This window comes from Polaribacter sp. R77954 (assembly GCF_044595335.1).
Taxonomy (GTDB): Bacteria; Bacteroidota; Bacteroidia; order Flavobacteriales; family Flavobacteriaceae; genus Polaribacter.
In genome coordinates this window covers 1,675,249-1,699,380 of sequence record NZ_CP138992.1, presented here as the reverse complement: position 1 = coordinate 1,699,380, position 24,132 = coordinate 1,675,249, and the positions used below count along the sequence as shown (strand labels likewise).

Here is a 24,132-nt window from a genome sequence, read left to right as displayed (position 1 = left end):
TCTTAAAAGCGGTTAAAGTACTACAAAGATAATAATTATCTATGTAGTTTAACGAAATTAGAATAAAAATATGGTATAGTTTCGATGCCTTTTAGGTAGTTCCAAATCCCAAAGTGTTCATTAGGAGAGTGTATGGCATCAGAATTTAAACCAAAGCCCATTAAAATTGTTTTGCTAACAAGCTCTTTTTCAAATAAAGCTACAATAGGAATGCTTCCTCCACTTCTTTGCGGAATAGGAGTTTTGCCAAAGGTGGTTTGGTATGCTAAGCTTGCAGCTTGATAGCCAACACTTTCAATTGGGGTTACATATCCTTGACCTCCATGATGTGGTGTTACTTTTACTTTTACTGATTTTGGAGCGATATTTTTAAAATGATTTTTAAATAATTCTGTAATTTCCTTCCAGTCTTGATTAGGAACTAAACGCATAGAAATTTTAGCGAAAGCTTTACTAGCAATTACTGTTTTTGCACCTTCACCAATATAACCTCCCCAAATTCCATTAACATCTAAAGTGGGTCTTATAGAATTTCTTTCGTTTGTAGAATATCCATTTTCACCATGAACTTCATCAATCTTTAAAGCATCTTTATAATTTTCTAAAGAAAAAGGTGCTTTTGCCATTTCTGCTCTTTCTTCTTTTGATATTTCTTCTACATTATCATAAAAACCAGGAATGGTAATATGATTATTCTCATCGTGTAAAGAAGCAATCATTTTGGTTAAGATATTAATAGGATTTGCCACTGCGCCTCCATATAAACCAGAATGTAAATCTCTATTTGGCCCAGTAATTTCAACTTCTACGTAACTCAAACCACGTAAACCTGTTGTTATTGATGGAATATCGTTTGCTATCATTCCTGTATCAGAAATTAAAATGACATCATTGGCTAACTTTTCTTTGTTTCTTGGTACAAACCAGGCTAAACTTTCTGATCCAACTTCTTCTTCACCTTCAATCATAAACTTTACATTACAAGGTAAATTTCCTGTTGATGTCATATATTCTAACGCTTTAACGTGCATATACATTTGCCCCTTATCATCACAAGCACCTCTTGCAAAAATGGCTCCTTCTGGATGAATTTCTGTTTTTTTGATAACAGGCTCAAAAGGAGGAGAAGTCCATAATTCTATAGGATCTGCAGGTTGCACATCATAATGTCCGTAAACTAATACAGTTGGTAGGTTTTTGTCGATAATTTTTTCGCCATAAACAATAGGGAAACCCGGAGTTTCGCATAATTCAACCTTATCACAACCCGCTTTTTTAAGACTGTTTAAAACAAAATCTGCAGTTAATAGTACATCCTTTTTATAAGCAGAGTCCGCACTAATAGATGGAATTTTTAAAAGTTCAAAAAGTTCGTTGATAAAACGTTTTTTATTATCGTTTATGTAAGATTTTATGGAATTCATTGATTATTTTTTATTTTACCCAAAAATAAAAAATAATTATGAACTACTTTGTAATTTGCGATGTTTGTTTATATTTGCAATCCAAATTGCAGGCGTGGTGGAATTGGTAGACACGCTAGACTTAGGATCTAGTGCCGCGAGGTGTGAGAGTTCGAGTCTCTCCGCCTGTACAATAAGCCTTTCGAAGTTTTTCTTTGAAAGGTTTTTTATTGGGTACAACATAGGTACAACAAATTCAATTTTCCTCTTTATCTATTAAATCGTTTTTGATTTCGAAAATATTCTTAAAGATATAAGTTTTAAATAGATCTTTTTAGAAATGGCAAATTATTTAAAAGTATTTTTTTCTCTTTCTTTCATGACCTTTATGATCTATATAATAATAATATTGATATTCTTTTAAAATAGTTATTCCATATCTTATAAGGATTATTCAAATGAGTTCAAAACACTAAAAATGAATTGCTAAATCAATTTTTCTAAATTTTAAGCGCTATACCCCCTCGCCGTCATTGGATTTGCAGAGAGCTTATTTAAAAAAAAAACACTTTGAAGGGGATGGGTTTGCATTTATGAAAATAGTAGAAAATCGATCTAAAAAAAAAGAATTTCTTGAACAAATTATAAATAAATAACATTTTGGATTAACAGAGAGAAGAGGCTGTCTTAAAAGGCAGTCTTTTTTTTGCATTTTTTTCTTGAATTTCTTATTTTTAAGAATGAATAGAAAAGTAGTTTTTAAGACCTATAGTCAAGAACAATTAAGTCTTTTACCACCCAGTTATGATGATTTAGTTCCCAAAAATCATCCCGTTCGAATTGTAAACACTATTGTAGACCATTTAGATATTGTTAGCTTAGAGCAAAGTTATAAAGGAGGAGGGACATCGAGTTATCATCCTCGAATGTTACTCAAAGTAATTATCTATGCGTATTTACGTAATTTATATTCATCAAGAAAAATAGAACAAGCTTTAACAGAGAATATTCATTTTATGTGGCTTAGTGGTCAGAGTAAACCAGACCATAATACTATTAATGATTTTAGAGGGAAACGTTTACAAAAAAAATTAAAAAAAATATTCTATCAAGTGGTTTTACTTCTTGTAGAACAAGGCGTTGTTAGCTTAAAGGATATTTTTGTAGATGGAACAAAAATAGAAGCCAATGCAAATCGTTACACCTTTGTATGGGGTAAATCTATAAAGACAAGTAAAGAGCGCATCAAAAAACAGTTAAAAGAACTTTGGACTTATGTTGAAAAAGTTTATAAAGACGAACAAGCCATACCTACTACACCTGATTTTGAAGCTATAGATGCTGATAAAATAGCAGCCACCATCGATCAAATCAATGACGCTTTACAGGGTAAAGAGATTGACAAGAAGGTAAAGCAAAAGTTAAACTATGCTAAGAAGAACTGGCCTTCTAATATGGCAAAGTACCAAAAGCAAGAAGCCATTTTAAAAGAGCGAAACAGCTACAGTAAAACTGATACTGATGCTACTTTTATGCGTATGAAAGATGATCATATGCAGAATGGACAACTCAAACCCGCTTATAATATTCAAGCTTCTACCAATAATCAATATCTAACCAATTATACGATAGCACAAACCACAGCAGATACTACCACACTAAAAGACCACCTCAATAATCATATAGAAAACTATAACCAAAACCCAGAAACTCTAACAGCAGATGCTGGTTATGGAAGCGAAGAAAATTATACCGATTTAGAAGATAAACACATTACTGCTTTTGTAAAATACAATTACTTCCATAAAGAACAGCTAGATAAAAAGAGAGCAAAAACAAATCCCTTCCATCCAGATGAGCTGCATTATAACAAAGAAACAGATACGTATTACTGTCCTATGGGACAAACGATGACTAACATTGGTAGTTATAAAAAGAAAACAAAAAATGGTTTTGAACAAGAAATTCATAGATACCAAGCACAAAATTGCAAGGGTTGTCCGCTCAGAAGCAGTTGTCATAAATCCAAGTACAATCGTATTATAGAACGCAATTACAATCTAATCCGATTAAAAGCTAAAGCAAAAACATTATTAACCAGTGAGCAAGGAATTGCAAAAAGGAAACAACGATGTTGGGATGTAGAGGCTGTTTTTGGGAACATAAAGCAAAATATGAATTTTAAACGCTTTATGCTAAGAGGAATAGATAAAATAAATGTAGAAATGGGGTTAATTGCAATAGCACATAACCTAAATAAGTATAGCTTAACGATATAAACGAGCTTTTGCTTTTTTAAAACAAAAGAAAATTAAAGCAAGAAACTAAAAATATACAAAAAAGAAAATCGCCTAAAAATTACTTTTTAGACGACCTCAAATTAAAATAAGTTGTTTTAAAACCCAGCACCCGGATCAGCAGGTACAGAACTAGCTTGTGCTTTTTGTGGGTTTAAAATCATATACGTTCCTAAGGCAGTTAATGCTGCATATTTACCGTAATTTCCTATTTTTTTGATAGCGTCTTTACGTGTAATTTCTTGTTCTTTATTTTGAGTGTTTTCTATATTTTTATTCATGATGTTTTATTTTTCAGGTTAATTAAGATTAAGTATCAATTATTCTAAAACTATCTTTTTATTCAACTTTCCATTTTCTGTTTCTAATTGAACAATGTAAACTCCAGTTGATAGGTTTGGTAAAGAAATATTATTTACGTTAGATGCATTAAAAGAAGTTGCCATTACTTTCTTACCTAAAAGATTGTATAGGGAAATAGATGTCTTTCCTTGTTTTAAACCTGTAATTTTTAAATTAGTATTACTTGTTTTGTAAATACTTACACTGTTTAATAAAGCATCCTCTGTACTTAAAACTGAAGATGATTTTGTATGTAAGAAGAAACGACCTTCTGTTGTTCCTGAAGCTACTTGTACCTTGTAGTTTGTATCTGCTTCATCTAATCTTGTAAAGGTATTTGTTAACCTATCTTCTAAATATACTTTTAAACCTGCTGGTAAGTTTATTGTTTCAGCAGAAAAAGTGATTTCATTTTCAGAAGCTGCAATTACCCCTAAAGGCACTACATTATTTTCAAAATCTTGATTTGGCAATGATTGGATTTGATATTTAACTCCTTCATTGTTATTAACTAAATGAGAATACACAGCAAAATTATGAGATACACCTCCAAATAGTTTTCCATCATAACCTAGGTCTAAACCAGTTGTTTGACCATCTATATACAAAACTCTTGCAAATCTTTGGTTTGCGCCTTCATTTACATATAATTTAACTTCCGCTCTATTATTTGCAGATTTTGAATGAAAAGAATCTGATCCTTGATGTGATAAATCTGACACTTCAAAAGTAACATCATTGGTAGAAGTTGCATCTAAAAAGAAACCTTGTCCTGGTGCAATTTCAAAAGTAGCATCTCCTCCAGACGTTCTAGTTACGTAAGAAGAACCATCCCAAAAATAAAAGTCTGTGCCAATATTAGCCGTATTTGTGGTGTGGAAAGTACCTAAAGTTATATATGCTGTAAACGGATTACCAACAAAATTAACATTGTTAGCTCCTTGCTCTAAAGTAAAGTTTTGATTTGCAGTACGAAGCGTTCCTGTAAAAGAAACACCTCCTGTTGCAGTGCGAATAATACCATAACCTTTGGCAGGATCAAAAGTATCACTACCTCCACTTTGCATATAACGCCAATGACCAGCAGAACCTGCTTGGTGAGGATCAGTAAACGAACTATTGTCATACATACTTACACCTCTATTGGTTCCAAAATCTGAGCCACTAGCAATACCGTTAGCTGTAACCCAAGCATCATCATAAGTTTCTCCAATTACAGGAGAAGACATTAAATACCATTGACCACCAGTTGCTAAATTTCTAGTGTAAGTTACATCTCCTGTAGAAGTTCCACTTACTATTAAAGAACCTCCTCCTGTAATTGTTAATGAACCATCTGAATCGACTGTTAAATCTGTTACCTCTGCAGCTGTTGTAGCACCTATAACTGGATTACTCCCTTCTGGTATAGTAACAACATCGTTTACAGGGTTTGATGAACCAGAAGCTGGTACTTCATTTAAACTCCAATTAGCAGCAGTTGCCCAATCTGAATCTGTACCTCCTTCAAACATATTTGGTGGTGTGGCTGAGTTGCTAAAAACAATAGACTGTATTTTTAATGCTCCTGTATCATCCGTAAGATTACCTGCAGCTTCCCTTATTAAAATTGTAAAATCAGTAGCTATATTACCAGCATTCCATTGATTAGCTTGAGCTGCTAATTCATGTGTAATTGTCTTATATTCTGTATCATTTGTTCCTATAGTCCATTGTTTACCTCCATTGCTACCAGTAGAACTAGTATAAGTAATACGTAACTCGTCGTTTAATGCAGATTCATTTTTATAGGTAATATGAACATGTGTGACATCAGTTTGAAGCATTCTAAAACTACTTTGTCTAAGTTTAGGGTTTACATCTATAGCATTTGGAGTGAACGTTAAAACTCCATCAGCTACAGAAGCTGTAGCATCAATAGTTGTAAAGCCTTCTGTATATCCATCTGCATTGAATAAATAAGTATAATTGGTAGGTTGTACTGATACAAATTCTACCTTTTGTATAACCAAACTACCAGCAGTAGGTATATTATTTCCTGCGCTATCTCTAAAAACAATATCGAATTCATTTACAGTATCATCCCATCGTGTTTCTGTCAAATCAACAATATATGTTCTAGGTGTAGAAAAACTAGGGGAAATAATCATAGCATTAGCTAAGTATCTTTGAGTACTAGGATCATCAGCTGTGTTCTTTCGGTGACGAAACTGTACATTTATTTCTGATGAAGAACTGTTGGTTAAAGTAATTGCCACAAGTTTATTTGTAGCTGCATTAATAGCTGCAGTTGTAATTATTGTTTTTGGTTTGGTATCATCTGCCCAAGCTACTTGAAGCCCAGTTGACACTATAGTTTGTGTGCTAGCTACTGCTGTCCAATCTCCTTTCGATTGAGAGGTTTTAAAATCCCAGGTTTGTGCTATTCCATTCAAAGAGAATAAAACACAAAGCATTAGTATTATTTTTTTCATCATTTTTGGTTTTTAGTTAATTATTAATTTTTTAGTTTTTGTTTTGTTGTTGTTATCTAGAAGCCTTAGTAAATAAACGCCAGCATTTATATGAGAAACATCAATTTGATTATTTTGAATTGATGTGGTTTCAAATACTTTTTTACCAAGAATACTAAATAATTCAATCTTAGCAAAAGATATATTCGATTTTATATTTACAATTCCATTACTTGGATTTGGATACACTAGTACATCATTAAAAATATTTATTTTATCTATAGACAATGTAGAAGTTTCTTTAAAAGTAATAGCATCTATTTCTAAATTTCCTGCTGATGCTTTATTTTCATTATCTACATCTCTAATAATCAATTGAAAATCTTGGGTATTACCTGTCCATTCTGTAGTTTCGGATAAATCTATTTCTAGCGTTTCAAAATCCGATGAACTTACATTCATACTTGTATTTTTACCTTTGTATGCAGTGTAACTATCAGCAGCATGTCTAAACTGAAACCTTATTTGATCGTTATCTGCAGATAAATTTTTGTATTTAACTTCTATAAACTTGTATTTAGTAGCATCAATCGTGGTTATATTGTTTACAATTTTTGCAGCCCCATCAACTTCTGGAGTTATAATAATAGCACCATTACTAACACTTGTAGCTGCATCAATTGTAGTCCAACCTTGATCGTCTGTATCAAAATCAAAAGAAACAATTTCTTCTTTAGGGATTTCTGATAGAAATTCAATTTTATCGATTTCTATAGTTTCTCCTGTTGATGTGTGATTAGCACCACCATTAGTACCATTATCATCTTTAAACTGAACTTTTACATCGTTTACGGTTCCTGTCCAATCTCCATTTGTTAAATCGATATAAAAAGTTTTAAAATCTGATAATCCATTTGTAATGGCAACAGGCTTATAAACTCTACCTCCTGCAGCTTTTGGAAAATGAGCTCTCATATATGTTGGTCCGTTTGCGCTTACTTTTAAAGTTACTGCTATAATGCTTAATGCATTGGCATCGACATTAGCAGCCGCTTGCACTATGGTAGGATTATTAGCACCATCTTTAGTTGTCAAAGTAATTGAATTGGCATTTACAGTCATATCGACAGCAGAGGCTGTCCATCCTTCTGCATCGTTGGTAAAATCCCAACTTTGACTAAATGTTGAGAGACTTAAAAATGTAATTAAAATAAAAGTAATTTTTTTCATATGTTTAATTTTTTATTATTGTTGATATAAGCTTTGTAAATAATTTAATTAATCCCTCTTAGTTGCCTTTTGATTAAGGATTAAAAATTCAAAGGCAACTAACTATAAGAGAATTACAAGTGAATTATTTGAATTGTGTTTTTACTCTTCTTTTTTCTCTTTTCCTTTTTTTCTTGCTTTCATTTGCTCTTTAGTAAGTACTTCTTTATAAATTTTTTGGTAATGGGTTCTATTCCATTTCTTTTTATCTTCTTCTGAGCCTTCTTTGCCCAATTTTCGTAAACCGGTAATTCTATCAATTTGAATCTTTTTTATTGATGCCACCTGTTCATCTGATAATGCTAAACTTTTATCACCTGCTATGATTTCTCCATTCAATTTTTCTACTAATTGAGTTGCTTTAGATTCTATTTTTTTAATTGCCTTTTTCGATTGTGAAAAAGTTACTGTAGAAAGTGCTACAAATAGAACTGTTAAGTATATTGATTTTTTCATCTTGTTTGATTGATTATAATTTTCTGTAAAGGTCAATCATATAAGAAGTTTTTAGGGTATAATAATTGTCTGATAAGGTATAATATTAGTAAAATAAAGGGTTTTTAAGAGTTTTAATTGTCGAAAAGCACTTTTAAGCCCAAGAAATTTTCTTCCAAAATAAGTTCTGGATCACCGCCTTTTACATGCCCCAAAAGATTAAATGTTCCTTGATAATTCAATTTAAACAACTCATTAATCATACTTTTTTCTAAATTTCCTTTTCCAATTGTGATGATTTTTGGCCCTTCTTTTTTCATACCATTTAAACTTACAGACCATAAATATGGGAACAATTTTTTAATATTTTCTCTATAATTATCTAATGAATCGTGGGCGTGATGAAAATTAAATACAACACCTAAATCTTCTTTTGGTAATGCTTTTATAATTCTTAATTGATTTTCTGGTTTTCCAAACCAACCTCCATGATTATATAAAGCTATTTTACAACCTAACTTTTTTGCTTTTTCAGAGAGATAAGAAATCATTGCTACAGATTGTTGTAAAGATTCAGCATCTGATAATTTATCAAAATAATTAGGATAAAAACCTACCCAAATTTGGGTTTTTAATCCAGATTTTTTTAAGTTCTCGAATACAACCTCTGCATCAGTTCTTAGTTGACCAACTTTGTCTTTGTATAGGTTAATGTATAGCCAAACTGCTTTTATTTTGATGTTTTTTTCTTTTGCCAATTGCCACTCTTGTAGCATTGTGGGTATATGTTTGGGTCTATAACCATACGCATATTGTGTATACCCTAAACGTTCTAACATTTCTAAACGTTGTATAGGCGTTCTTTCTTTTACATCAAAACCAACTATAGACCAAGGAATTAAATTGTCTTTCTGAAAAAGTTTATTACTATTTTTTGCATCAACTGATTTACAACCACTAAAAAGCATAAAAAGTGCTAACCAAAAAACTACTTCTATAAAAGTTTTAATATACTTCATAGGAGATTAATTAATGATCAAAACTTTTGCTTTTTGAATAATACCATTACTAAACTTTATAGACAGAAAGTATACACCAGCGCTATAATTACTGATATCTATTTTTTGATCTATCAGTTGTATTGGAATCATTTTTCCATCTACACTTTGTAAAATGATTTGATCAATTTTTTGTGTCGTTTTTATAGTTAAGTATTTTTGAGCCGGGTTTGGATACAATTCAAATACCGCTTCTTTTTTAATTGTTTCAGTATTCAATGTTTTTTCTTCCATAGCAAAATCGTCAAAAAAGTAATTTCCTGCTGTTTTACCACATAATACTTGAAATTCTAAAGACGTGGTATTTTCTGGAACTGAAAACTCATATTCGTATCGTTGATAACTTGAATTTGATAGTTTCAAGACCGAAGAACTTGATAACAGTGTTTCGCCAGTCGTAATTGTTTTAATTCTAATTTTAAATTCTGCGCTGTTTATGGATGCTTTAGCATAGGTACTAAAAAGAAGGGTTTTATTAGAAAAGGAAGTGGTTTCTATTAATTTGTTTCTTAAAATTGTTTTGTTAAACAATCCTCCATTATTGGTAACATTTATTTCTATGGATTTTGAATTGCCTCTGCTTTCAGCATCTTCTGCGTCTTTTAAACTTGCAATAGCTGGTAATTGTACAAAGAGATTCCAATCTGAATTTGATCCACATTCTATATCAGCATTTTTTATCAACGAATATTCTAAACAACTTTTTCCTAAAACTGCATTTCTGACTCCTGTAACCCAACTTCTATCTGAAACTTTATAGAAGGTTTTGTTAGATTGGTCTCCTGCATCCCAAACTGTAAAAGCAAAACCCAATGCTATTGCTTTATCTGATAAATAACGATGGAAATCTTCTCTAGATGCCTTTTCAGGCCCTCCAAAATCACCTAAGGTATTGTTGCTGTAATCTATTCCTTTTTCATTATCTGCACCAAATTCGCCCAATAAAATGGAAACATTTTTAGAGTCTGCCCAATTTTTAACTACACCAAAATGAATATCTATTTCATCTTTATCATCGTTACTTCCCCAAACATAATCGTTATGAACTTCTTCAGATGAAGCTGTAAACTCTCTAGGTTTATAATAGTGAAATGTTGCTATTAAGTTATTATCACTACTTAAAACATCATCACTAATTTGCAAAGGTGCTTCATAGGCGTTTTCAGAACCACCAGTAATTATGATATTCCTACTACTATTTTTACTACCAGAATTTCTGATAATACTAATGATATCCAAGTTTAAGGTATCCATCTCATCATCACTCAACCAAAAATAAGGTTCGTTTACAACCTCAAAAACCAAATTATCTGAATAGTTTTTAAATCTATCGGCAATTTGTTTCCAAATAGCTCTAAATTTGTCATTATCTGCAGCTCTTTTCGCAGATGTTGGTGCTGTATAATAATCAGACCATTTTTCTCTAGGACTGAAAGTGTATAAAAATTCTGTTTTTAATTGTGACCCATGCACATCTAAAATAGTGACCAAACCTTCTTGTAAAGACCATTGTATAACTTCTTCAATTCTATCTAAATACGTTTCATCAACAATATAATCTGAAGAATTTCCTGTATAATTATTCGCTGTATTCGCTTCTTTATCATAGATCGTTGTATTGCCAGAGGTTCTATCTCCATAAAAATCTATCGGAATTCTAACCGTTTTAAAACCAACCGACTTTACATCTTCTAAATAAGAAACGGTTAAAGGCGGTGCCCAATTGCCTTCTTTTGGAGCATTTAAAATATTTCCAAGATTTATGCCTCTTCCCATTTTAGCTATCATTTCCTGTGGAGAAACTTGCGCAAAAGAAAAGCTAGAAATAAATAGGATTAAACTAAATAAAGTAATGTTTTGTTTCATGTTAGAGTGCTGCTATTTTAAAATTTTAAACGTATCAAATTTCTCACCTGAAAGAGAATTTATTCCTTTAAAGGTTAGTTTATTTTAATTTTTAGCATCTAAATAATTAGGTATTCCATCACCATCAATATCGCCTTTAGCTTCTTTATCATCTGGAATTCCATCTCCATCTGCATCTCTTTCTAAAATTCTGCTTTTATCTTTTAGCTCAAAAGGTTTTGTTTTTAGTAGTTTTAAGCAACCATCTGCTTCACCAAAACTTCTAATATTTCTGGCAAACTTGTGTAACAAAGGTGCATACTCTTCTCTTTCTGTAACTGCTAAATTTCTGGTTTCATTTGGGTCTTGTTCATAGTCATATAATTCGTAAAAAGTTTCATCTCCTTTTTTACTAACCCATTCTATATATCTATATTTTCCTTTCACTCTATAGCCATAACCCAAACCTCTTTGCCCTCTATAAACTGTAATTGCACCGATTTTAACTTGTGCATTTGTATCATTTAAAATTGGGACTAAACTTCTACCTTTTATTGCTCTACCAGTTTTTTTAGTTGCACTTTTTGGTTGTTCAGGAATTTCTAAACCAGCTAAATCACATAAAGTAGGATAAATATCAACAGTAGAAACTGCAGAAAAAGTTTCACCTTTTGCTTTCTTATTTCTTGGGTCTATAATAATTAATGGTGATGATGAAGCCACTTCTAAATTAGAGTGTTTATTCCAGCGTCCATGTTCTCCTAAGAACAACCCATGATCTCCCCAAAGTACAATAATTGTATTGTCTACAACTCCTAATTTTTCTAGCTTTTCAATCACCAAACCAATTTGCGCATCAACAAAAGAAGTACAAGCATAATACCCTTGTTTTAGTTTTAATTGAAAATCTTCATTAATTAAACCTGTTTCAGAATTTATATTTTTCTGAACATCTTTTCCTTTAATTGTATAGGTTTTTAAGTCTTCTCTACCAATTGGCGCATTTTGATTTGCAGCGACTTTAAAGTTTGTATTCTCATACAAATCCCAATATTTTTTTGGAGCAATAAAAGGTTCGTGTGGTTTTTTAAAACCAATTGCCATAAAAAACGGCGCATCTTTTTTAGCAACTTGTTCTAATAATTCTATTCCTCTTTTTCTGATAATTCCATCTACATATTCTTCATCTGGTAAATCTTGAAAATCTAAAGCAACTCCTTTTGGTTGATGCCCACCTTTTGGTGCTAAATAAGGAATTGTCCAAGAAGCAACATCATCTCCATCTTTAGATTTGTCTTTTGGATTGCCAACTGTTCTTGGATCATGAATTTTTCCTGCAGCAGCAGTTGTGTAGCCATTATTTTTAAAATGTTGTGGTAGAAAAACAACATCTGTCAATTTTTTTCTGATAGGTTTAAAACCAATTACACCTGTTTCTTCTGGCATTAAACCTGTAGTTAATGCAGCTCTTGATGGTCCACAAACTGCATATTGTACTTGATGATTTCTAAAAGTTACACCGTTTTTTGCTAATACATCAATATTTGGTGTAATTGCTTGTTCATCTCCATAAACACCTAAATTATTTCTTAAATCATCAATACAAATTAATAAAACATTGGGTTTAGATTTGTCTGTGTTTTGTGCATTTACTGTTTTGATTGCCATAAATGCAACTAACAATAATGTTATGTGATTTTTCATGTTTTAATTTTATTTGATGTTTTTGACTTTATAATCGAGCCAAAGCCTATTTTTTTTAGTTTGCTTAGCCTAAAAATTATTATCCTCGGGTAACCACAAACACTAAACTCATTGAAAGATATAAGTAATTTTATTTTAATCAAAATTACAATTCTATGTATTTGTGATGGTTTCATATTTAACATAAAAAGCCTAAAATCTATCAGAATAACTTACTAATAGACAATTATTAAACCTTATTAGTTAGATAAGTTACCCTCACACAATACAATGTATATAAATTTGACTAAGCGTAAATAAGCAAAAAGATTCTATTTGAGTTTATAATTTATTCACATTATGCTAATTAATAAAATATATCTAAAACATGATATTATTTAGAAAAATTATTCCAATATACTTGATAATGATTGCATCGTTATCATTTGCACAAGTTACCACTTCAACTTCCCCAAATATCATATTCTTTGTAGTGGATGATTTAGGGTATTATGATTTAGAATGTTATGGATCCAACTTTTATGAGACCCCTCATATTAATCAATTAGCAGCAGACGGAATCCGTTTTACAAATGGTTATGAAGCAGCTCCACGTTGTGCAGCATCAAGAACATCAATCATGACTGGAAAATTTGAGTCGAGACCATCTGTTTCAGGTGGAATGTATTTGCCAACAGACGCCAATCCTAATGGTTATTCAGAAACCACTTTTGCTCAAGCTTTAAATGATCAAGGTTATAAAACATTTTTTATTGGTAAATGGCACTTAGGTCATGATGCAGATCATTATCCTGATAGTTTTGGTTTTGATATTAATATTGCTGGTTCAGACTTTGGAGCTCCTCCAACCTATTGGTATCCATATTCAGCAGGAGGTGATACATTACCAGATTTGAGTACTGGTGGTACAACAGGAGAATATTTAACGGATAGAATTACTGACGAAACTAATTCGTTTATTGATACTCATGTTAGTACAAACCCAACACAACCTTTTTTGGCTATGGTATCACATTATGGAGTACATACCCCATTAGAGGCAAAAACTGAAGATGTCAATTATTTTCAAAACATCGCAGATAATGATGGCTATACAGGTTCTGAATTTGAAAATGATTTAACTGCAAAAACAAAACTACACCAAGATAATGCCACTTATGCAGCAATGGTTAAAAGTATTGATGAAAGTTTAGGAGCTTTGAGAGCAAATTTAGTTGCTCAAGGTATTGCAGACAATACAATTATTATTTTAACGTCTGATAACGGAGGATTATCTACAACTGAAATTGGAGGTAATAGAGAATTACCAACATCAAACAAACCTTTACGTGGTGGTAAAACTTGGTTATATGAAGGAGGTATTAAATTACCATTAATAATTTATGGTCCAGATTATAAAACAGGTATTATTGAAGACGAACCAGTCGTTGGTACAGATTTCTTTCCAACCATGTTAAAAATGGCTGGTGTTCCATTATTGCCAAATCAGCATTTAGATGGAGAAAGTTTTGAAGACTTATTATTAGCTACTGGAGGTAATGCCAATTGGAGTAGAACAAATCCAATTATTTGGGATTTTAATTTTGCAAGTAGAGGCACTGCAAATGTGAGTATGGCAGGTGTTAGGGTAGGAGATTATAAACTGTTAGAATTCAAATACAATAATTTTTTTGAATTGTATAATGTTACTACAGATCCTGGTGAAACAATTGATATTAGTACTGCAAACCCAGCAATAGTTGAGCAGTTAAGAAATGCTTTATTTTCTTATAGAAGTAAAGCAGGTATCAATCATAGAGTCTCTAATTCTGGACATATAGCCGAAAACGAATATTTATATAATAATATGAATGGCATGACTGGATCTAATATTCAACCCAATTTTGGTTGTGCAGAACCCTCTGGAACTAACGAAATTATTTACAACAGTGGTTATGAATGTTGGTATGATTTAGATTGGCCAATAAATGTTGCTACTGGTTCACAAGCTACGCTTGAAACAGCAGATCCTACAGATGTTAGAACAGGTGATTTGGCCTTAAAAGTTAATGTTATAAATGGTGGAGGTTATGGTAAAGTAAGAGTCACAAATACAGTGTACTATGACAACTTTAATGGCGGAGATATTACATTAAGCGTACATGCAAAATCAAATAGTAATAATAGAATTAGATTTCAACTAAAAGTGTTTTACACCAATGGCACTAATCAAACATTTAATGGAGATGATTTTGTAACTAGCAATACCTATAGTAAGTATAGTCATACTTACAATACATCCCAAATAACAACTATTGATACTGAATCGGTTGAAGTAAGATTGCAATTAGGAAGAGATAATGGTGAAATATTTTTGGACGATTGGTCTAGTGAAGTTACAGGCATTTCATTAAGTACACCAATTATTGATGATAATATTATCTCTGTTTATCCAAATCCAACATCAGATTATATAAATATTTCAGGGCCTTTAGTGGTAACTAAAGTTTATCTTTTTGATATCAATGGAAAATTAGTAAAGAAGTTTCTTGGCGATGTAGAACGTATGGATGTTTCAAAAATAACAACAGGAACTTACTTTATGAAAGCGTTTCTTGAAGGTAAGCAATATTTTACTAAAAAAATCATGATTAAATAATACAAACATCTTTATAAGCTATGAAGAAAATTGAAAATAAACACCTCGAAATAGAAAAATATTAATGAAAAATCTCTACTATAAACGAATACTTTTTGTTTGCTTATTTTTTTTAACGACTTTAATTACGTCTGCTCAAATGGATATGATGAATGCCATACCAATGGATAAGGTAACCCACAAAGCTGTAAAAGATGGCTCTTGGTTTACTGCTGATACTTGGGATGCCAATTCAGTTCCAGAAACTGGTGCAATTGTATATATTCCTGCAGAGAGAACCGTAAATTATCAAGGGTCTTCTGAAGCACATATTTTTGCCATACGCGTTGATGGTAATTTTAATTGTACACAAACCAATGCCAATCAAACTACAAAATTAGTGTTCGATACTTTTTTTGCGATGCAAAATTCTTTCGTAAAAATTATTGCAAACAACCCAACTGATGGAAAAATTGAAATAGAAATTAAACCTTTTGATGTAGAAACTTACAGAAATGGAACGAATATCTGGAATTCAGATCAAGAAAATTTTTACAGAGATAATAATACTGTTACTCAAAAAACAAGAACTGGTGTTGGAGATGATAGATACAATACTATTGAAGAAGCAAATAATGGTGATTTTAGAATAGAGGAAAGTGTAGGCACAGTTTTAGACGATGGTATTGGTGTTTTAGGACGATACAATTGGGATCCAAAACAACTAAGTTTAGGCTTTGTTACTATGGGACAATTAGAAATTATTGGCCAAGAAAAACTAAATATGGTGCAACTTTCTGCTGATGCATTTTCTGGAAGTAATTCAATTCAATTAAAAGATACTCCAATTGGTTGGACTATAAACGACGATTTAATTATTACAAGTGGAGGAAATGTATCAGCATCGAATAATGGAGAAGATCTAGTGAAAATTCAAACCATAAACGGAAATACAATTACGACTTCGTCTTCTTTAAACAAAAACCATGAAGGAAATTTAGACGATGGTTTACATTGCTATGTTGGAAATTTAACTCGGAATATTGTTTTTAAATCTCCAGCCACTGCTGTAGTTACCCAAAGAGGCCATGTAATGGCAATGCATAATGATAAAAATGTACAGATTAAAAATGCTCAATTTAAACAGCTAGGTAGAACAGATAAATCTAGATTATTAGATGATTTTATTTGGGATAAATGGTTAGAACCTAAAGTATTTGTATCAAAAATATCTCCTTTAGGTCAAGAAATTGCAGAAATGAAAGCAACTCCTGTTAATGAATTGACAAATTCAAGAGGAAGATATTCCATTCATTTACATAAATTAGGAACTGCTTTTGGCGCAAAAATGGCGCAAGTAACTGGTAACGTAGTTTGGGATTATCCTGGTTGGGGAATTACACATCACGATTCTCATGCCAACGTTTCAAAAAATGTTGTTTATGATGGCACTGGTGCAGGAATTGTTTCTGAAACAGGAAGCGAAACAGGTACTTGGGATAATAATTTGGTAGTAGATGTTAAACAAGGTCATGATACAGATCCTTATGTTGCCTCTTTGCATCATGACGATTATTTGTTTTCTGGGCAAGGTTTGGCTATGAAAGGACGTGCTGTTTTGTGCAGAAATAATGTTATCGCTAATGCCAGAAGAGGTGTAGGAGTTATTAATATGAATAATTCTATCAATAATTTAGATAGGTTAGATGCTAAAGCGCTAGCAACATCAAGAGTTGGTTATGAGGTAGATAATTTTCCTTTAAGTGTAAATGGGTATAGCAAAGAAGGTGATGGCGTAATTCCTTCTGAAGCCTCCCTAATTATGGAAAACACTATTGTAATCGATTCTAATATTGGCTTGCGTTCTATAGAAAGAGATATGAGTGTAAATCACGAATCGCGCTCTATTTTCGACGGCTTTAAAGTTTGGGGAGCAAACACTGGTTTTTTAATCAATTACCAAGCAGATTACAGTTTTAAAGACGTTTATATTTCTGGTAAAAATGCAGATGCTTCTTTAGGAATTGATATGTGGAAACACTCACACAATCAAACCTATGAAAATATTAAACTAGAAGATTTAAAATACGGAATTCAAGTTTCTAAAGTGGTTTTAGGAACTTCACCAGGACCAAAAACAAGAAATAATGGGTTTACACCTTGGTTATTTGTAGATCTAGAAACCGTAAATGTTGATGAATTTTACGAATTAACCATTGATGAATCTAGTGAAAATTATGCCTTTAACTATACTGAACACGCAGATAATACAATTCATTTAACTTCAGACGATATTTCTACAAGACCAACAACCTTTACCATTTTAGATGAGGCTGCACTTTCTGTAGATTACAATGATACAAGCGAAAATGCATTTCGATTTGAAATAGATGGCATTATTACAGACGATTTTGGTAGTTATGATATGGGAATTCAGCAAGCTTTAGCACAAGGCGATTTGAGATTTGGATATCCTAAAAGAATTTATCAATTCGCATCTAAAGCCAAATTTGAAGAATACTTAACCGAAAACGGGGTATTTAAAGACGAAAAAGATAATGATCAACTATATTTTATCATCAACGAAAGTTTACCAAATCGCAGAACTTTTAAATACACTACTTTTCCTGTTCGTATTAAAATTTTAAACGCACCCAATTCTGGAGTTTTTGCAAATCCTTTAGTTGAAACCCCTACACAATTAGCACCTCAATATCAATTAATAAGCAGGTTGGCAACAGTTTCACAAAGCTCTACAAAAAATGATATTACTTATAATGATGGCACGCATGGAGACAAAACAATAACATTAGGCCCAGAAAAAGCAATTGATGGAAACGTAAATGGACGCGAAAATGCACAATATTATCAAAGAAATTTGGTGCCTGTTGGTAGTTTTTCGCACACAAAATTTACATCAGAACCTTATTATGATTTGGATTTTGGTGAACAAAAAGTGATTGATTATTATGATATTTGGAATACAATAGAATTGAATGGTACTGGAATTGAAACGGTTTCGAATCACTTTAAAAACTTTTCTGTTTTTATTTCGGATACTCCTTTTACAGGAACGACTTTTCAAGAGTCTAAAGATCATGCTGATTATGAATATACTAAAGATGGTACACCAACTCGTAAATTTTCTGGTAATAATTTAGGCGCTGTTGGACGATATATGAGAATCCACTCCTCACACCCAACCAATCAAAAATTAAAATTTGCAGAAATTGAAGTAATAGGAAAAAGCTTACAATGTGATTCATCTGAAGCTAATATCATCGAAAACGGTTCTGCTGAGTGTTTAATTGCAGATGGAAGTTGGACAAGCAGTATTGCTGGTAGTTCAGATAGTGAAGCTACTTTTGAAGATGAACGTAACATAGTGTATGAAGGTAACAATGCTTTTAAATTAACCACCACAAAAACAAATTCTTTGGCTACACCTTCTTTTGGTGATGTAAGATTCCAAAACACAACGTATGATGGGAATTTTAATGGCAAAACTATAAAAATAGAAGTTTGGGCAAAATCTGATGATTTGGCTCAAGTAGGTATTCAATTAAAAGTAGATAAAACTGCTGGAGGTTCAGATTATCCAGGAATTTATCCTGTTTTATCTGCAGACTACCAAAAATACACGTTAACTACAGATGTTACTGAAGCAACTACAGCAATAACGCTAAGATTATTAATTGGTAAAGAACAAGCTACCTATTATTTTGATGCTATGAAAGGTAAAATCTTATCTACAGTAACTTGGAATGGTGCTACTAACAATAGTTGGAATACTGCAAGCAATTGGACACCAAATAAAGTGCCAGATGCAAATAGCAAAGTAATTATTCCTTCTGGCTTAACGAATTACCCAACTATTGCCTATGATACTGAAATCAATTCTATATCAATAGCATCAGATGCCACTGTGCTTACTCAAAAAACGATTACTACAAGTGATGAAAAAGTTACCTTTACAAGAAATTTAGCGACCAATAATTGGTATTTAATTTCTAGTCCACTTTCAAATGAGACCTTTGAGGATTTTATCTCAAATAATAATTTTGCAACAGGTCAAACAGATATAACAAACATTGGCATTAGTTTTTATGACAATACCAAAATCATTGGTACTGAACGTTGGGATCATCAAAAATCAGATCTTTCAGGAACCATAGAAAATGGTTTAGGAATGTCTGTAAAGATGGCAACTGCAAATCAAGAATTGATTTTTAATGGAGATATTAACTCCACCAATATTTCTAAAACCATTACAAATGGGGCAGGCACGAATTATAATTTGGTTGGAAATCCGTTTACGGCGTATTTAAATAGTAGTTCATTTTTAGAGGCTAACACCAATGCTTTAGATTCAAAAACCATTTGGTTATGGAATCAAGAAACCGAAGATTATATTACCAAAGTGGCACTACAAGATTTTAAAATTGCACCTGGCCAAGGCTTTTTTGTAAAAGGGAATACAAATACAGCTTCCAACACACTTATTTTTGATGTGAATGAGCAAAATCATCAAAACGAAAGCACGTTCTTAAAACAACAACAAATAAGATTAAAGTTAAAAGTTGATAATGGTGCTATTCAAAAAGAAGCTTTATTTTATTTTTTAGATGATGCTACTTTACATTTCGATAATGGTTATGATGGCGAATTATTTAGCGATTCAAATAACGATTTACAAATTTATTCTCAATTATTGGAAGGAGATTCTGATAAAAAATATCAAATTCAATCATTACCAACAAATATTTTAAACAATTCAGTAATTCCAATTGGGGTAGATGCAGTTAGTGGAAGTCAAGTTACATTTAATGCAGATTTATCAAACTTTCAAGAGGGGATTTATGTTTACCTCGAAGATAAAAATACAAATACATTCGATGAATTAGGAAATACTAAAACTTATCAGGTAGATTTCTCTGCAAACACCAATGGTTTTGGAAGGTTCTATTTGCATTTGTCTTCAACTGTTTTGGGTTTAGAGAACAATAATTCTAATTCAAACATTTATTTTATAAATAATAATGATAAGTTAGTCATTAAAGGTGTAACCAATAACAATTTTGAATTAATGCTATATGATACTTTAGGCAAAGAAATTGTTAGAAAAACCTTTAAAAATGAAAACGAATTGGATTTGAAAAACTATGCAAAAGGTGTTTACATTGTTAAAATACACACTGATAATTCTCAAAAAACTCAGAAGATAATAATTGAATAATAAGTTTAAACACTAGTAATTTTTAGACCAAAAACCTACAGGTTTGAAAATTACTAGTGCTTATTCAATTTGATGTGATGAAATTTCACTCTCTTTAAAGCCAATTCTTTCTGCAATAGCATACAAATATTTGCCTTTTTTAATTGATAATGGAGCTGAATATAAAGACCATCCACTATTAAAATCTAAATCTTTAAGCGGTTTATCTGAAATAATATAGCCAATAGAGGCACCTTTAGTGAAGGTAGTAAGTTCTATTTTCTGATTTCTTCTATTAAAAACAACTTCTTTAGTTTTAGGTTGTTCAAAATTTGGCCACATTGCTGCAATCATTTCAGATTCTGGCATGGCTCCATAATCTTTTCTTCCTGTTTGAAAGTCAACTAATGCCTTTCTCATTTTTAATAAAATCGATTGATGTGCTTTATCAGCAGCTAAATTTACAAGATTAAAAGGATCGTTTAAACAGTCGTATAATTCTTCGGATGTTTTGGTTTGAAACCAAATTTGTTGGTCATCATTTAACTTTTTTTCATCTCTTAAATTTAAAAAAGTAGCCATCATTGGAATGTTTTTTCTGTAGGCAACATCTTTGTATTTAGGTAATTCAGGATGGTAATTTTTTAAATATAAAAAGCGATCATCTCTAACAGAACGTATTCTATCTGTAAATTCATCAAACCGATCAGAACTTCCGTACACATAGCTTCGCTTAGCTACTTTATATTTTCCTAAAAAAGCTTTTCCTTCCATATATTTTGGTGGTTCTATACCTGCTAAACTTAAAATAGTTGGTGCTAAATCAACAAAAGAAATTAAGGAATTATTTTCTCCTTTTTTTTCTTTTATACCCTTTACTAAAAGTGGAACTTTTAATCCAGAATCTAATATTTCTCTTTTTTGTCTTGGTAAAGGTCCTCCATGATCACTGTAAAAAAAGATGATAGTTTCATCATACAAACCATCTTCTTTTAGTTGTTTTATAACTTCTCCAACTTGTGCGTCCATCAATTCGAGATTACTATAATGTCTTGCAATGCTTTCTCTAGAGTCTTTATTATCTGGCAAATATGGTGGCACAGGTACTTTATTGGGGTTTACAGTTTGTAATGAGTCTTTGTGTTTCCACAATCTACTTTCATGGGTTAAGCCAAAATTAAAAACCGAAAAAAATGGCTTGTTTTTAGGACGGTTTCTCCAATGTGCTTTTCTATTATTTTCGTCCCAAGAAGTTATAGGAGCTGCAAATTGGTAGTCTGTTTTTTCGTTATTTGTGGTGTAATAACCTGCTGCTCTTAAATATTCTGTAAAACATTTTACTTCTTCTGGAACTACTGCTGCATATTGAATAATGTTTTTATTAGCAATATCTTGCCTAGAAATGTCTTTTTGGTAGACCCTTTTTCCCCAAGAAAAAACATCTTTTCCTGTTCTCATATGCATTGTACCTAAAGAGGTAGCGTACATTCCTGTAATTATTGATGATCTACTTGGACCACAAACTCCTACAACTGCAAAAGCATTTTTATACACTATAGCTTCTTTGGCTAATTTGTCTAAATTGGGGGTTTTTGCAGTGTTATCACTATAAAAAGAGAGTGTTGGACTAATGTCTTCAGTAACAATCCATAAAATGTTGGGTTGTTTAGATTTTGATGTATTTTCTTCAGGAGCATTTTTACAAGCAATGAAAAATAATAAAACAACGCATATGGTTATTTTTTTCATTTTAGATCTATATGAATTGTATTTTTATTTTTAGGATTTAAAAAGAATGTACCAGAAACTATATCTCCTTCAGAATTGGTAAAAGAATATTTGTAAGTACCATAAAAACCTCGGTTTTTTAAAATTCCTTTTTGGTTTGTTTGTTGTGTAAATTGTGTTTTCCAGTCTTTGTTAATTAAAGAAAAATAGGCTTTCCCCATAGCTCCAACTGTAAAATCTTGGTTATAAATATCAACTTTATTTCTTTCATCTTTAACACATCCCCAGAAAATAAATTCTGATACATTTGGATGACTAAAAGCAGCAATCATAAAATCTCTAGTATATTGTTCTCTTATTGCAGCATCTTGTATGTCCATTGTAAATTCTGAAATGCTAATTTGTTTTCCTAAAGTTGCATAAAAACCTAAAATTTCTAATACTTTTTGTGGAGGTGTTAAATCTGAACCTATATGACTTTGAAGCCCTATACCATTAATTAAACCATTGGTTACAGAGTCTATTCTTTTTACAAAATTGTAGTACCATTGTTGTTTTCTAGTATCTAAACCGCCTTTGCTAATAATTCCATATTCATTAGTAAAAGCGCCAATTTTTGGATTCTTTTTCTTTAAAATTCTAAAACCATCAAATAAAATTTCTTCAGAACCTGTAATTTTCTGTAAATCTTTATTGGTGTAGGCTTCATTAACCACATCCCAATGCGAAACCTTACCATTTGTAGCCTCTAAAATATTTTCTAAGTGGTTGTGTATGATTTTAGTAACTTTCTTTGGGTTACTTTTATTTTTTTTAATTTCTTTGGTTAAATAATTAAACCCAGGCCAAATTAAAACATGTCCTTTTACCAAATAACCATCGTTATTTAGTATCTCTATTGCCTGTAAAGTTCTGGTTCTTTTCTTTTCCCATTGCCAAGATTTAATCTTTAAATCATTTTCTAAAACTACATGATTAAAAGCCTTTTTAAAGTTTTGATACGCAATAGGGTTTTCAATAACTTGTCTTGCAGAAATTGCACCACCAAAAGGAAAAGAATGTTTTATCAATTCTATACTTACATTTTTACCAACTATAGGTTTTCCATTTTTAGTAAATTGAACATTGATGCTTCCTTTTCTAATAGACTCTATACGTTTTAGTGCTTCTTTTCGCCAATTGGCATCAGCTTCCATGCCTGTATATGTAATTTCTGTTTTAGGAAGTTGAGATAATTGCACACCTTTATCATAAAGCTCAAATTTTAAGTCTTTTATTAAAAAAGTTTGAGGTCTAAAACCAAAATGCAGTACCAAACCCAAATCATTTTTAGAAATTTGTATATCAGATTGAATGGGGATATAGTATTTTTTCCAATTGGATGATATACTTTGTGTAGATACAATGTTGTTCTTATAAGATTTAGATTGCTTAAATAATATATTTAGTTTTGCTTCTCCAGTTTCTAAACTAGCTTTGGTGGTTTTTGCCATAAAACTGAATAGAAAAACCCTACCAGAACCAACAGCTTCTTTATGCAGGGGTATTGCAGATGCAGAATTAAAAATAAACTTTGGTTGTACAGTGGTAATTACTTCAAAGGTAGTATTATTAATCGCGTTTATTTTTCCAAACTCGCTATTGGTTTTTAAAAATTTTAATTGATTGGAATTAATTAAGTTCTTGCCTTTTAATAGTTTTTCTTGCGAAAAGCTAAAAATTGAAAAAATGCTTAGATAAATTAAAAGAAGATTTTTTTTCATAAG

General features: G+C 31.5%; 13 protein-coding genes and 1 tRNA gene. 4 read left to right on the top strand and 10 right to left on the bottom strand.

The genetic code is table 11. The features are described from left to right. Positions 1 to 35: 35 nt before the first annotated feature. Positions 36 to 1,424 carry a dipeptidase gene (locus SJY27_RS07305; RefSeq protein ID WP_397447603.1) on the bottom strand — a complete coding sequence of 463 codons (1,389 nt, stop codon included), beginning with the start codon at positions 1,422 to 1,424 and terminating at the stop codon, positions 36 to 38. Positions 1,425 to 1,512: 88 nt separating this feature from the next. On the opposite strand from SJY27_RS07305, the gene SJY27_RS07300 reads away from it, so the two are divergent. Beyond that, a tRNA-Leu gene (locus SJY27_RS07300) sits at positions 1,513 to 1,594 on the top strand. A 549-nt stretch (positions 1,595 to 2,143) separates the two neighbouring features. Continuing rightward, the gene (locus tag SJY27_RS07295) at positions 2,144 to 3,682 is read left to right on the top strand and encodes an IS1182 family transposase (protein WP_397447602.1); all 1,539 of its coding nucleotides are present in this window, start codon (positions 2,144 to 2,146) and stop codon (positions 3,680 to 3,682) included. Between the two features lie 116 nt (positions 3,683 to 3,798). On the opposite strand, the gene SJY27_RS07290 is transcribed toward SJY27_RS07295, so the two are convergent. From SJY27_RS07290 to SJY27_RS07260, 7 genes are all read right to left on the bottom strand, one after another. After that, positions 3,799 to 3,981, bottom strand: coding sequence for a hypothetical protein (locus SJY27_RS07290; RefSeq protein ID WP_397447601.1), 183 nt, complete (start codon positions 3,979 to 3,981; stop codon positions 3,799 to 3,801). A gap of 39 nt (positions 3,982 to 4,020) precedes the next feature. Further along, complete coding sequence (locus SJY27_RS07285; RefSeq protein WP_397447600.1) at positions 4,021 to 6,516, bottom strand: T9SS type A sorting domain-containing protein; 2,496 nt, start codon at positions 6,514 to 6,516, stop codon at positions 4,021 to 4,023. A gap of 12 nt (positions 6,517 to 6,528) precedes the next feature. After that, positions 6,529 to 7,725 (bottom strand): T9SS type A sorting domain-containing protein, encoded by a 1,197-nt coding sequence (locus SJY27_RS07280; protein WP_397447599.1) that lies wholly within the window; start codon positions 7,723 to 7,725, stop codon positions 6,529 to 6,531. A gap of 141 nt (positions 7,726 to 7,866) precedes the next feature. Continuing rightward, a complete protein-coding gene (locus SJY27_RS07275; RefSeq protein ID WP_397447598.1) occupies positions 7,867 to 8,220 on the bottom strand; it encodes a hypothetical protein in 354 nt (117 codons plus the stop codon). Positions 8,221 to 8,333: 113 nt separating this feature from the next. After that, positions 8,334 to 9,218, bottom strand: a complete 885-nt coding sequence (locus SJY27_RS07270; RefSeq protein WP_397447597.1) for a sugar phosphate isomerase/epimerase family protein — start codon at positions 9,216 to 9,218, stop codon at positions 8,334 to 8,336. Positions 9,219 to 9,224: 6 nt separating this feature from the next. Beyond that, on the bottom strand, positions 9,225 to 11,123 hold the full coding sequence (locus tag SJY27_RS07265; protein ID WP_397447596.1) for a cellulase family glycosylhydrolase: 1,899 nt from the start codon (positions 11,121 to 11,123) through the stop codon (positions 9,225 to 9,227). Positions 11,124 to 11,207: 84 nt separating this feature from the next. Continuing rightward, positions 11,208 to 12,806 carry a sulfatase-like hydrolase/transferase gene (locus tag SJY27_RS07260; RefSeq protein WP_397447595.1) on the bottom strand — a complete coding sequence of 533 codons (1,599 nt, stop codon included), beginning with the start codon at positions 12,804 to 12,806 and terminating at the stop codon, positions 11,208 to 11,210. Positions 12,807 to 13,212: 406 nt separating this feature from the next. Here SJY27_RS07260 and SJY27_RS07255 point away from each other — a divergent pair, with 406 nt between their 5' ends. Together SJY27_RS07255 and SJY27_RS07250 are read left to right on the top strand one after the other, a co-directional pair. Further along, the gene (locus SJY27_RS07255) at positions 13,213 to 15,444 is read left to right on the top strand and encodes a sulfatase-like hydrolase/transferase (protein ID WP_397447594.1); all 2,232 of its coding nucleotides are present in this window, start codon (positions 13,213 to 13,215) and stop codon (positions 15,442 to 15,444) included. Positions 15,445 to 15,508: 64 nt separating this feature from the next. Continuing rightward, positions 15,509 to 20,659, top strand: a complete 5,151-nt coding sequence (locus SJY27_RS07250) for a T9SS type A sorting domain-containing protein (protein ID WP_397447593.1) — start codon at positions 15,509 to 15,511, stop codon at positions 20,657 to 20,659. A 60-nt stretch (positions 20,660 to 20,719) separates the two neighbouring features. Here the strand turns inward: SJY27_RS07250 and SJY27_RS07245 are convergent, their stop codons facing one another. Further along, a complete protein-coding gene (locus SJY27_RS07245) occupies positions 20,720 to 22,387 on the bottom strand; it encodes a sulfatase-like hydrolase/transferase (protein ID WP_397447592.1) in 1,668 nt (555 codons plus the stop codon). Continuing rightward, positions 22,384 to 24,129 carry an endo-1,4-beta-xylanase gene (locus SJY27_RS07240; RefSeq protein WP_397447591.1) on the bottom strand — a complete coding sequence of 582 codons (1,746 nt, stop codon included), beginning with the start codon at positions 24,127 to 24,129 and terminating at the stop codon, positions 22,384 to 22,386. Before SJY27_RS07240 ends, SJY27_RS07245 begins: the two co-directional genes overlap by 4 nt. Positions 24,130 to 24,132: the final 3 nt, after the last annotated feature.

Coding starts and splice junctions, on each gene's coding strand:
- SJY27_RS07285 (WP_397447600.1), bottom strand. CDS start 6,516: ATGAAAAAAATAATACTAATGCTTTGTGTTTTATTCTCTTTGAATGGA.
- SJY27_RS07240 (WP_397447591.1), bottom strand. CDS start 24,129: ATGAAAAAAAATCTTCTTTTAATTTATCTAAGCATTTTTTCAATTTTT.
- SJY27_RS07290 (WP_397447601.1), bottom strand. CDS start 3,981: ATGAATAAAAATATAGAAAACACTCAAAATAAAGAACAAGAAATTACA.
- SJY27_RS07270 (WP_397447597.1), bottom strand. CDS start 9,218: ATGAAGTATATTAAAACTTTTATAGAAGTAGTTTTTTGGTTAGCACTT.
- SJY27_RS07275 (WP_397447598.1), bottom strand. CDS start 8,220: ATGAAAAAATCAATATACTTAACAGTTCTATTTGTAGCACTTTCTACA.
- SJY27_RS07280 (WP_397447599.1), bottom strand. CDS start 7,725: ATGAAAAAAATTACTTTTATTTTAATTACATTTTTAAGTCTCTCAACA.
- SJY27_RS07255 (WP_397447594.1), top strand. CDS start 13,213: ATGATTGCATCGTTATCATTTGCACAAGTTACCACTTCAACTTCCCCA.
- SJY27_RS07245 (WP_397447592.1), bottom strand. CDS start 22,387: ATGAAAAAAATAACCATATGCGTTGTTTTATTATTTTTCATTGCTTGT.
- SJY27_RS07250 (WP_397447593.1), top strand. CDS start 15,509: ATGAAAAATCTCTACTATAAACGAATACTTTTTGTTTGCTTATTTTTT.
- SJY27_RS07295 (WP_397447602.1), top strand. CDS start 2,144: ATGAATAGAAAAGTAGTTTTTAAGACCTATAGTCAAGAACAATTAAGT.
- SJY27_RS07305 (WP_397447603.1), bottom strand. CDS start 1,424: ATGAATTCCATAAAATCTTACATAAACGATAATAAAAAACGTTTTATC.
- SJY27_RS07265 (WP_397447596.1), bottom strand. CDS start 11,123: ATGAAACAAAACATTACTTTATTTAGTTTAATCCTATTTATTTCTAGC.
- SJY27_RS07260 (WP_397447595.1), bottom strand. CDS start 12,806: ATGAAAAATCACATAACATTATTGTTAGTTGCATTTATGGCAATCAAA.